The following is a 488-nucleotide window of genomic DNA, read 5'->3' as shown; positions in this document are numbered from 1 at the left end:
AGGGCAAGACTTACCCTGGTCGCGATAGAAGTGTACGAAACTATCAACGCTGTGCACGCGAGGCTTGCGGGTAAGCTCCTTGGTGAGAGCTTTGAAGAACGCACGGCCGGTTTTGAGAAAGGCGTGGTGTCCGGTTCTGTCGCGTTTGCGGTCGTGTATGGCTTGGGCAGTTTCCGCAAGATAGACTTGATGCGAGTGACGCTTCGAGTCGAGCTGAGTTACAGATCCACGCGTGATTTCCCGTGAGATTGTCGCTTTACTGCGATGAAGCTTCTGTGCAATCACGGTCGCGGTGTCACCAGTAGCCCGAAGGGCCTGAATTGTAGCACGGTCGCTAAGACTGAGTTGTTGGTAGTGCTTGTGAGTGTTAATCTGAGAGTGGGTCATGAAGATTCCTGCTTTCTTGTCTGGTTGCACTAACAAGAATAGGTCTTCATGGCCTTTTTGGTCTAGTCGCTAAGGTGTTGCACTTGAATTGTAAACTGGGG

Annotated in this window: 1 protein-coding gene; it reads right to left on the bottom strand. The window is 51.4% G+C overall.

Annotated features, from left to right (window positions below; translation table 11 throughout):
• The coding region (locus FC75_RS12430) for a helix-turn-helix domain-containing protein (protein ID WP_156403580.1) at positions 1-387 on the bottom strand (387 nt) is incomplete at its 3' end.
• Positions 388-488: the final 101 nt, after the last annotated feature.

It is taken from the genome of Lacticaseibacillus camelliae DSM 22697 = JCM 13995 (genome assembly GCF_001436615.1).
GTDB lineage: Bacteria > Bacillota > Bacilli > Lactobacillales > Lactobacillaceae > Lacticaseibacillus > Lacticaseibacillus camelliae.
This window is presented reverse-complemented; position numbering and strand designations above follow the sequence as displayed.